The 9,577-nt window shown below is 70.4% G+C and carries 10 protein-coding genes; 4 read left to right on the top strand and 6 right to left on the bottom strand.

Annotated elements, in window-relative coordinates:
- Nucleotides 1-290: 290 nt before the first annotated feature.
- From FV228_RS12135 to FV228_RS12145, 3 genes are all read right to left on the bottom strand, one after another.
- Entirely contained in the window at nucleotides 291-1,316 is a 1,026-nt protein-coding gene (locus FV228_RS12135; protein WP_147854854.1) for an Hsp33 family molecular chaperone, read from the bottom strand.
- 317 nt (nucleotides 1,317-1,633) lie between these two features.
- On the bottom strand, nucleotides 1,634-2,614 hold the full coding sequence (gene argF / locus FV228_RS12140) for an ornithine carbamoyltransferase (protein WP_147854855.1): 981 nt from the start codon (nucleotides 2,612-2,614) through the stop codon (nucleotides 1,634-1,636).
- Between the two features lie 177 nt (nucleotides 2,615-2,791).
- Entirely contained in the window at nucleotides 2,792-3,982 is a 1,191-nt protein-coding gene (locus FV228_RS12145; RefSeq protein WP_147854856.1) for an aspartate aminotransferase family protein, read from the bottom strand.
- 372 nt (nucleotides 3,983-4,354) lie between these two features.
- Here FV228_RS12145 and FV228_RS12150 point away from each other — a divergent pair, with 372 nt between their 5' ends.
- From FV228_RS12150 to FV228_RS12165, 4 genes are all read left to right on the top strand, one after another.
- Nucleotides 4,355-4,828 carry a RidA family protein gene (locus FV228_RS12150; RefSeq protein ID WP_147854857.1) on the top strand — a complete coding sequence of 158 codons (474 nt, stop codon included), beginning with the start codon at nucleotides 4,355-4,357 and terminating at the stop codon, nucleotides 4,826-4,828.
- Between the two features lie 2 nt (nucleotides 4,829-4,830).
- A complete protein-coding gene (locus tag FV228_RS12155; RefSeq protein WP_147854858.1) occupies nucleotides 4,831-5,580 on the top strand; it encodes a glycerophosphodiester phosphodiesterase family protein in 750 nt (249 codons plus the stop codon).
- A 124-nt stretch (nucleotides 5,581-5,704) separates the two neighbouring features.
- Complete coding sequence (locus FV228_RS12160; RefSeq protein WP_147854859.1) at nucleotides 5,705-6,973, top strand: GNAT family N-acetyltransferase; 1,269 nt, start codon at nucleotides 5,705-5,707, stop codon at nucleotides 6,971-6,973.
- Nucleotides 6,970-8,130 carry a M20 aminoacylase family protein gene (locus FV228_RS12165; protein WP_147854860.1) on the top strand — a complete coding sequence of 387 codons (1,161 nt, stop codon included), beginning with the start codon at nucleotides 6,970-6,972 and terminating at the stop codon, nucleotides 8,128-8,130. The genes FV228_RS12160 and FV228_RS12165 overlap by 4 nt, the downstream gene beginning before the upstream one ends.
- Nucleotides 8,131-8,139: 9 nt before the next feature.
- On the opposite strand, the gene FV228_RS12170 is transcribed toward FV228_RS12165, so the two are convergent.
- The 3 genes from FV228_RS12170 to FV228_RS12180 all read right to left on the bottom strand — a co-directional run.
- Nucleotides 8,140-8,688, bottom strand: coding sequence for a TetR/AcrR family transcriptional regulator (locus FV228_RS12170; protein ID WP_147854861.1), 549 nt, complete (start codon nucleotides 8,686-8,688; stop codon nucleotides 8,140-8,142).
- 11 nt (nucleotides 8,689-8,699) lie between these two features.
- Entirely contained in the window at nucleotides 8,700-9,167 is a 468-nt protein-coding gene (locus FV228_RS12175; RefSeq protein WP_147854862.1) for a nuclear transport factor 2 family protein, read from the bottom strand.
- Between the two features lie 59 nt (nucleotides 9,168-9,226).
- A partial coding sequence (locus tag FV228_RS12180) for a helix-turn-helix domain-containing protein (RefSeq protein WP_147854863.1) occupies nucleotides 9,227-9,577 on the bottom strand: 351 nt, incomplete at its 5' end.

A 9,577-nucleotide genomic window follows, 5' to 3' on the forward strand; every position in this document is an offset into this window, starting at 1 on the left:
CCAGCCTGCGGCCCGGCCCGGCCGGCTGTTTCGGTGCCGCGATCGGCCCCGGCCGGCTGCTGCGCATAGGCCGAGGTGCTGATCAACAGCGCAGCCAACCCGATCGACAACGTTCGCATGGCGTCTCCTCCGATAGTGAAGCAGCCACGCAACGTCGAAGGTCCCGAAACGGTTCTATGCGAGGTACCTAAAAATCAGCGCAACGAATACTGAAGCATCTGCGTTTCGCGCGAAAAGCTTGGCTGTCGTGTGGCGCGAAGACCGGCGGATCGGCTTCTCGGGCTCGGCATCTACTGGTTTGATTGCTCACCGATCTCGGCCTCGACCTCCTGCGGGTCGAGGTCGTAGCGGCGGGAGCAGAATTCGCAGGTGATGACGATGCGCCCGTCATCCGCGACGATGTCGTGCCGCTCCTGCGGTGAGAACGAGCGGATCATGCCCATCACGCGCTCACGCGAGCAGCGGCAGGCCTCGTGCACCGGCTGACGGTCGAACACCCGCACGCCGCGCTCATGGAACAGCCGGTAGAGCAGGCGCTCGCTGGACACGCTCGGATCGACCAGCTCGTGGTCCTCCACGGTGCCGACGAGCGACCGCGCCTCGACCCAGGCATCGTCTTCGACCGCCTGCCCGGACAGGTGCGTGTGCCCCTCCGGGATGTCGCCCGGCGGCAGGTCGGCCAGACGGGCCCGGTCGATCGATTGCGGCAGGAACTGCACGATCAGGCCGCCGGCGCGCCACCGGCCGGCACCCTCCTCCACGGCCTCGGCGACCGCGAGGCGCACCTGCGTGGGGATCTGCTCCGACTGGCGGAAATACTGGTGCGCGGCCTCCTCCAGGCTCTGGCCCTCAAGGGCGACGACGCCCTGGTAGCGGCTGGACGCGGAGCCCTGGTCGATGGTCATGGCGAGGTGGCCCGCACCGATCAGGTCGGCATCCTTCAGCGGGCGCTCGCCCAGGGCGGTGACCCGGTCGGCGTCGAACCGCGCGGTGGCGCGCAGGCGATCGGGCGCCTCGAAGTCGACCACGATCATCGCCACCGGGCCGTCGGTCTTGGTCTGGAGCTGGAAGCGGCCCTCGAACTTGAGCGACGAGCCCAGCAGCACGGTCAGCGCGGCGGCCTCGCCCAGGAGCCGGGCGACGGCATCCGGGTAGCCGTGACGGCGCAGGATCGTATCCACCGCCGGGCCGAGCCGAACCAGCCGTCCGCGTACGTCGAGGGCTTCCACGGCAAAGGGCAGCACGGCATCGTCCGCGCCGTCGTGGCCGTTGCCGACCGCCTGCGCCTGGGATTGCGACTCTGTTCCTGAGGTCATGCCCGCTCCGATCGATCCATTCGGCGCCCGCGACGGCCGCTCCGACAGGCCGGGGCGCGGATCCCGCTCCCGCAGGGAGGGGAATGGCGTGAGGAAGAGGACTCGTCCGGAGCGATCTGTTCCCTCACCCCGCCCGCGCCGGCACGGGAGAGGGGGCGCATCGCGCCACATCCGTCGCCGGGATGCTGCCGTCCGGCAGCCGTGATGGGGACGCGAGCCGCGAAAGCCGCCCGCTCACCCGTATATGGGGCGGCATTCCGAAATTCGCGACCGCCCTGCCCCGGAAATCGGGACCGGTGCGGTGTGCGAGCCTGAGGTCAGGGCGTCTCCGCACCCAGGCACCAGGCCAGGATCCCCTTCTGCGCGTGCAGGCGGTTCTCGGCCTCGTCGAACACCACGGAGCGCGGCCCGTCCATGATCTCGGCCGTCACCTCCTCGCCGCGGTGGGCCGGCAGGCAGTGCATGAAGATCGCGTCCGGGTTGGCGGCGGCCATCAGCTTGGCGTTCACCTGGTAGGGGTTCAGCAGGTTGTGACGGTGACCCTCGTCGTCGTCGCCCATCGAGACCCAGCAATCCGTCACCACGGCGTCGGCACCGGCCACGGCCGCGAAGGCATCGGTGCCAACATTGACCGTGGCACCCTCGCGCTTCGCCCAGGCGATCAGGCCGGGCGGGGGCGCGAGTTCCGGCGGGCTCGCGATGTTGAGCGTGAAGTCGAGCCGCGCGGCCGCGTGGACCCAACTCGCCAGGACGTTGTTCGAATCGCCAGACCACGCCACCGTACGGCCCTTGATCGGCCCGCGATGCTCCTCGAAGGTCATCACGTCGGCCATGATCTGGCAGGGATGCGAGACCTTGGTCAGGGCATTGATCACCGGCACGGTGGCGTGCTCGGCCAGTTCGAGCATCTGGCCGTGGTCGAGGATGCGGATCATGATCGCGTCGACGAAGCGCGACAGCACCTGGGCGGTGTCACCGATGGTCTCGCCCCGGCCGAGCTGCATCTCGGAGCCGGTGAGCATCAGGGTCTCGCCGCCGAGCTCGCGCATCGCCACGTCGAACGAGACGCGCGTCCGGGTCGAGGGCCGGTCGAACACCATCGCGAGGGTCTTTCCGACCAAGGGGCGCTCGGCGGAGCGCTCACCCTTGCGGCGGCGCGCCTTGATGGCCGCACTCGTATCGAGCACCCCGCGCAGCTGCGCTCCGGAGAAGTCCTTGAGGTCGAGGAAGTGGCGGGGGCCGGCACCGTTCGGGTGCGGGACTGGGGCACGCGCCCGGCCGTCAATCTGGGCTTTCATCGCGTCACGTTCGCTAGAGCCTGCTCCACGATCACCTGATCATGAACGACACTCTATCTCCTGGTGAGGGGCATTCTCGTCACGCACGGCGGGATCGACCGTGCCCGAAAATGCTTCGCACCGCCCGGCACCGGAACGCGGCGCAGGGCGGTGATTCGTAGAAGCGGAATCGGCCTGCTATTCGGCCGCCCCGCGCAGGGCTTCGAAGGAGGAGGCGGCCTCGTCCAGCCGCCGGACCGCCTCGTCGATCTCGCTGTCGCCGACGATCAGCGGAGGCAGCAGGCGGACGATGTTGTCGCCCGCCGGGATCACCAGAAGGTGGGCCGACCGGGCGGCGGCGGCGAAATCGGTGTTCGGCACGCCGAGCTTGAGGCCGAGCATCAGGCCCTCGCCGCGGACCTCCTGGAACACGTGCGGGTGGCGGTCGCGTAGGGAGGCCAGCTTCTGCTTGAGCAGCAGCCCGGCATGGGCGACGCGTTCGAGGAACCCATCCGCCAGCACCACGTCGAGCACGGCGTTGCCCACCGCCATGGCAAGCGGGTTGCCGCCGAAGGTGGTGCCGTGGCTGCCGGCGGTCATGCCGCGGGCTGCCTCGCTTGTGGCGAGACAGGCGCCCATCGGGAAGCCGCCGCCGATGCCCTTGGCCACGCTCATGATGTCCGGGGTGATGCCGGACCATTCGTGCGCGAACAGCTTGCCGGTCCGCCCGACGCCGGTCTGGACCTCGTCCATGATCAGCAGCAGGCCGTGCGCGTCGCAGATCTCCCGCAGGCGGCGCAGGTCCGCATGCGGGATCACCCGCACGCCACCCTCGCCCTGGATCGGCTCGATCATCAGGGCGGCCGTCTCCGGGCCGATCACCGCCTCCAGAGCCGCGAAGTCGCCGGCCGGGACCTGGTCGAATCCATCGACCTTGGGCCCAAAACCCTCGATGTATTTCTGCTGGCCCCCGGCCGCCAGCGTCGCAAGGGTCCGGCCGTGGAAGGCCCCCGCGAAGGTGACGATCCGGTAGCGCTCCGGATTGCCGCCGGCCGCGTGGTACTTCCGGGCGATCTTGATCGCCGCCTCGTTGGCCTCTGCCCCCGAGTTGCAGAAGAACGCCACGTCCGCGAAGGTCGCGTCCACGAGGCGCTGCCCGAAGCGCTCGCCGCCCGGGATCTCGAACAGGTTCGACGTATGCCAGATCCGGCCGGCCTGCTCGGTGAGCGCGCCGACGAGGTGCGGATGGGCATGGCCGAGGCCGTTGACCGCGATGCCGGCGCCGAAATCGAGATAGCGCTCCCCGGCCTCCGTCACGAGCCAGGCGCCCTCGCCGCGCTCGAAGGCGAGCGGCGCGCGGACGTAGGTCGGCAGAAGGGCTGACGTCACGGATCCCGTCTCCGTCTCTCAAGGCACCGGAGCAAGCATTGTGCCGGCCCCAAATGAAAGTGCCGCCTCGTCATGGGCGGCACGCGCGCGATTACTATGAAACGACCGCCTCCTGTCAACGTTGGGACGTCGGTCCAGGGTGCGCGGCAGCTCTGCGCGATGCTTGCGCGGATCGGATTTCAGCGGTGTGACACCGGACGAGCGCGTCGCTCCGGATCCTGGAAACGGCACGCCGCGCTCGCTTCTTGGGTCGCATCCTCTTTTTTCCGAAAGCCGGCGGCCACCTTTCGGGACGATGCCCCGGTCCCCTTGCGCGGCGGGGGGCGGGCATGCTCCTGCTCCCGCCGAGCCGAGTCAGCATGGGAGATTCTGATGAGCACGATCAAGGACCGTCTGGAGAGCCTGGGCCTCACCCTGCCGAAGGCGGCGGCGCCGGTGGCCAACTACGTGCCCTTCGTGCGCACCGGCAACCTCGTGGTGATCTCCGGCCAGGTCTGCTTCGGCGCGGACGGGACCATCGCCCCCGAGCACAAGGGCAAGGTCGGCGGCAACGTCTCGGCCGAGGCCGGCAAGGCGGCGGCCCGGCTCTGCGCCCTCAACGTCCTGGCCCAGCTCGAAGCCGCGGTGGGCGACCTCGACCGGGCCCTGGAGCAATGCGTGCGGCTGGGCGGCTTTATCAATGCGGCCCCGGGCTTCTCCGCTGTGGCCGGGGTGATGAACGGCGCCTCCGACCTGATGGTCGAGTTGCTGGGCGATCGCGGGCGCCATGCCCGCTCGACGGTCGGCGTCGCCGAACTGCCCCTCGACGCCGCGGTCGAGGTCGAGGCCATCTTCGAGGTCCGGTGAGCGTGGCCGCACCAGACTGGCTCACCGCGCGGCCGATCGCCCATCGCGGGCTGCACGACCGGGCGGCGGGCCGGCCGGAGAACACCCTGGCCGCCGCGCGCGCGGCGGTGGCGGGGGGCTTTGCCATCGAATGCGACGTTCAACTGAGCGCCGACGGCGAGGCGATGGTGTTCCACGACGCGGCGCTGGGCCGGCTGACCGGGGCGAGCGAGGCGATCGGGACCAAATCGGCGGTCGAACTCGGGGCGCTCGTTGTCGGCGGGACCGCCGAGACGATCCCGACCCTGTCGGCCTTCCTGGCGGCGGTGGCCGGGGCCGTGCCGGTCGTGATCGAGGTCAAGTCCCGCTACGATGGAGACCTGCGGCTGGCGACCCGCGCGGCCGAGATCGCCGCCGCCTCGGGCGGCCCCGTGGCGATGAAGTCCTTCGACCCGCAGGTGGTGGCCGCCCTGCGGGATCTCTGCCCGCCCGCGATACCCCGGGGGATCGTGGCGGAGACCACCCAGGACGACCCGGCCTATGCCGGCATGCCCTGGGCGACGCGCCGGGCCCTGTCCAACCTGCTGCATTTTTCGGACTCGCGGCCGGACTTCCTGTCGTGGCGGGTCGACGACCTGCCCTGCGCGCCGACCTACCTGTGCCGACTCCTCAGCCGCATCCCGGTGATGGCCTGGACGGTGCGGACCGAGGACCAGCGCGCCCGCGCGGGCGCGCACGCGGACCAGATGGTGTTCGAGGGCTTCGTTCCGTGATCGATGCGGGCGGTTCGGTTTTGCCGCCCGACGGTGTGACGCCGTCGTCCATCTGACAAGTCCGCCGGGCAGCCGCGCGCATCCGCCCGCTTGCCCGGCTGTCCGCCCCGGCTAGATTGGACGCATGAAGCAAGCACCCGGGCCGGCGCCGGAGACCTCCTCACTCACCGTGCGGGCGATGACCGGCTTGAAGGAGATCGGCGCGGCGGCCTGGGATGCCTGCGCGTTCTCCCCCGAGACCCTGGCGGCGGGCGACGAGACCTACAACCCGTTCGTCTCGCACGCCTTCCTGTCGGCGCTGGAAGACTCCGGCTGCGTCGCGCGCAAGACCGGCTGGCTGCCGCTCCACGTGGCGGTGGAGCGCGAAGGCACGCTGCTCGGGGTGGCACCCTGCTATCTGAAGTCGCACAGCCAGGGCGAGTACGTGTTCGATCACGGCTGGGCCGACGCCTACGAGCGGGTCGGTGGCGCTTATTATCCGAAGCTGCAGGTCAGCGTGCCGTTCACCCCCGTGAGCGGCCCGCGCTTCCTGATCGCCCCGGGGGCCGATCCGGACGAGGCGACCGCCGGCCTGGTCGCGGGCCTGCGGGCGCTCCGGGCCGAGACCAAGGCGTCGTCGATCCACGTCACCTTCATGCGCGAGGCCGAGTGGGAGCGGGCCGGGGCCGCGGGCTTCCTGCAGCGCACCGACCAGCAGTTCCACTGGGAGAATGCCGGCTACGCGAGCTTCGATGATTTCCTGAATGCCCTCGCGTCCCGAAAAAGAAAAACCATCCGCAAGGAGCGGCGCGACGCGCTGGCCCCCGGGATCACGGTCGAGCACCTGACCGGCGCCGACATCACCGAGGCCCATTGGGACGCGTTCTACGGCTTCTACATGGACACCGGCGCGCGCAAATGGGGGCGCCCCTACCTCAACCGCCGGTTCTTCTCGCTGCTGACCGAGCGCATGGCCGACCGGGTGCTGCTGATCATGGCCCGCCGCGGTGGCCCTTACATCGCCGGGGCGATCAACCTGATCGGCGACACGGCGCTCTACGGGCGCAACTGGGGCTGCATCGAGGACCACCCGTTCCTGCATTTCGAGATCTGCTACTATCAGGCGATCGATTTCGCGATCAGCCGCGGTCTGAAGCGGGTCGAGGCCGGGGCGCAGGGGGAGCACAAGCTGGCCCGCGGCTACAGGCCGGTGCTGATGCACTCCGCCCACGACATCGCCGACCCGGCCTTCCGCCGGGCGGTGGCCGATTATTTGCAGCGGGAGCGGGCCCACGTCGCCGAGGCGGTGGACGTCCTCGACACGCTCACGCCGTTCCGGCGCACCGACGCGGACGCCGTCGGCGACGCTGCGGCCCGGTCCACGCCTTCGTCCCCCGAGAGCCCGAGCACATGAGCCCGATCGACCACATCAAGACCTATGCCGACGAGCTGACGGCCCTGCGCCGCGACCTGCACGCTCACCCGGAACTCGGCTTCGAGGAGGTGCGCACCGCCGGCATCGTCGCCGACCTGCTGGAGCAGTACGGCTGCGAGGTGCATCGCGGCGTCGGCGGCACCGGCGTGGTCGGGCTCCTGAAGGGTCGCACCGACAACGGTCGTCGGATCGGCCTGCGTGCCGACATGGATGCCCTACCGATCGAGGAGGAGACCAACCTCCCCTATCGCTCGACCTACCCGGGCAAGATGCACGCCTGCGGCCATGACGGCCACACCACGATGCTGGTCGGCGCGGCGCGCTACCTCGCCGAGACCCGCGACTTCGACGGTACGGCCGTGTTCGTGTTCCAGCCCGCCGAGGAGGGCCGCGGCGGCGCCCGGGCGATGCTGAAGGACGGTCTGTTCGAGCGCTTCCCGTGCGACGAGATCTACGGCCTGCACAACCAGCCGGGCGGCGGCCACGGGCGGATCAAGCTGCGCCCCGGGCCACTCATGGCGGCGGCCGACTTCTTCGACATCCACATCCGTGGCCGGGGCGCCCACGCCGCCCATCCGCAAGGCGGCATCGATCCGATCGTGATCGCCACCGGGCTCGCCCAGGCGCTTCAGTCGATCGTCTCGCGCAACGCCGATCCGCTGAAGTCGATTGTGCTGTCGATCACCCGGATCTCGGCCGGCTCGGCCTACAACGTCATCCCGGAGACGGCGCAGCTCGCCGGCACGATCCGCACCTTCGACCGGGAACTCCGGGCGCTCGCCGGAACCCGCATGCGCGAACTCGCCGCGGGCTTCGCCGCCGCGTACGGCGCCGAGATCAAGGTCGACATCCACGACATGTTCTCCGTTCTGGAGAACGCGCCCGAGCAGGCGGCCGCCGCCACCGCAGTGGCGACCGAACTCCTCGGGTCCGACAACGTCGAGGCGGATGCCGCCCCGAAGATGGGCAGCGAGGATTTCGCCGACATGGCCCAGGCGGTGCCGGCCGCGTATGTCTGGCTTGGCTCGAACCCCGGTCCGGGCCTGCACAATGCCAGCTACAATTTCGACGACACGGTTATCCCGATCGGCAGCGCCTTCCTGGCCCGGATGGTCGAGAGCCGCACCGCCGCCTGAGGCAGCGCCTCAGCCCGCTGCGGTCGCGATCCGCGACCGCAGCGCGTCCAGCGCGCGAGCGAAGACCGCCGGCTCGTCGAGCGCCCGCGCCAGCACGATCGCCCCCTGGATCTGCGCGACGATCTCTTCCGCGAGCGCGGCGCTCGCCGCCTCACCGTGCCCCGCACGCCGCAGGGCGTCGGCGAGGGCGGCGACCCAGCGGGCGAAGTAGCCCCGCACCGCCTCGGCGAACAGGTCGCGGTCGCTGCCGAGCGCGAGGACGCCGACGAGGCAGACCCGCTGCCCCGACCGGAAATAGGTATGGACCGCCGTGAACATGTCCGAGATCGCGGTCTCGGGCCGGTCCGCCTCGCGCAGCGGCCGGTACAGGTTGGCCTCGAACCACGCGTCGATCTCGGCGAGCACGCAGGCCGCCATCTCGGCCTTGCCGCCCGGGAACAGGTGATACAGGCTGCCCTTGCCCAGGCCGGTGGCCTTGCCGATCAGCGCCAGGCTGGCGCCCGCGTAGCCGTGCTCGCGAAACACCTCCGCGAGCACCGGCAGCGTTTCGGTCCGCATCGTCACCGGGTCTAGAGGCCGAGCCCGCTCAGGCCCGGATGATCGTCGGGGCGCCGGCCGAGCGGCCAGTGGAACTTCCGGTCGGCGGCGGCGATCGCCAGATCGTTGATGCTGGCGAGCCGGCGGCGCATCAGCCCGTGCGCGTCGAACTCCCAGTTCTCGTTGCCGTAGGAGCGGAACCATTGCCCGGCCGCGTCGTGCCACTCGTAGGCGAAGCGCACGGCGATCCGGTCCCCGCCGCAGGTCCAGAGTTCCTTGATCAGCCGGTATTCGAGCTCGTGCGCCCACTTGCGCTGCAGGAACGCGACGATCGCCGCGCGCCCCGACAGGAATTCGTTCCGGTTCCGCCACACGCTCTCCTGCGTGTAGGCGAGCGACACCCGCTCGGGATCACGCCCGTTCCAGGCATCCTCGGCCATGCGGGCCTTCTGGGCGGCGGTCTCCGAAGTGAAGGGCGGCAAAGGCGGGCGGTCCGACATGGGCGTATCCTCGCAGTTTGTACCGATCGGTACAGATGTGGACGCACCGCGAGCCCGCGTCAACCGGAACGGCCGGCCTCGCGCATCTGTAGGGCTCGTCCGAAGGCGACGACGGAATCCGCGCCCTGGGCCCGATAGGCGGCCGGAGCCGTTCCGATGATCCGCCGAAACATCGCAGCGAAGGCGCTCGGCGTGTCGTATCCCAAAGCGGCCGCGGTCTCGGCGACCGATCCGCCCCCGACCAGCATCGGCAGTGCGGCCAGGACCCGGGCCTGCTGCCGCCAGACCGAGAACGGGACTGCCAGCTCGCGCTCCGCCAGCCGCGCCAGCGTTCGCGGCGAGGCCCCAGCAGCCCGGGCGAGTGCCGCCATGTTCCGCCGGTCGCCGGGATGGGCCAGGACCGCGTCGCA

Origin of the sequence: Methylobacterium sp. WL18 (genome assembly GCF_008040015.1) — a bacterium.
GTDB classification, from domain to species: domain Bacteria; phylum Pseudomonadota; class Alphaproteobacteria; order Rhizobiales; family Beijerinckiaceae; genus Methylobacterium; species Methylobacterium mesophilicum.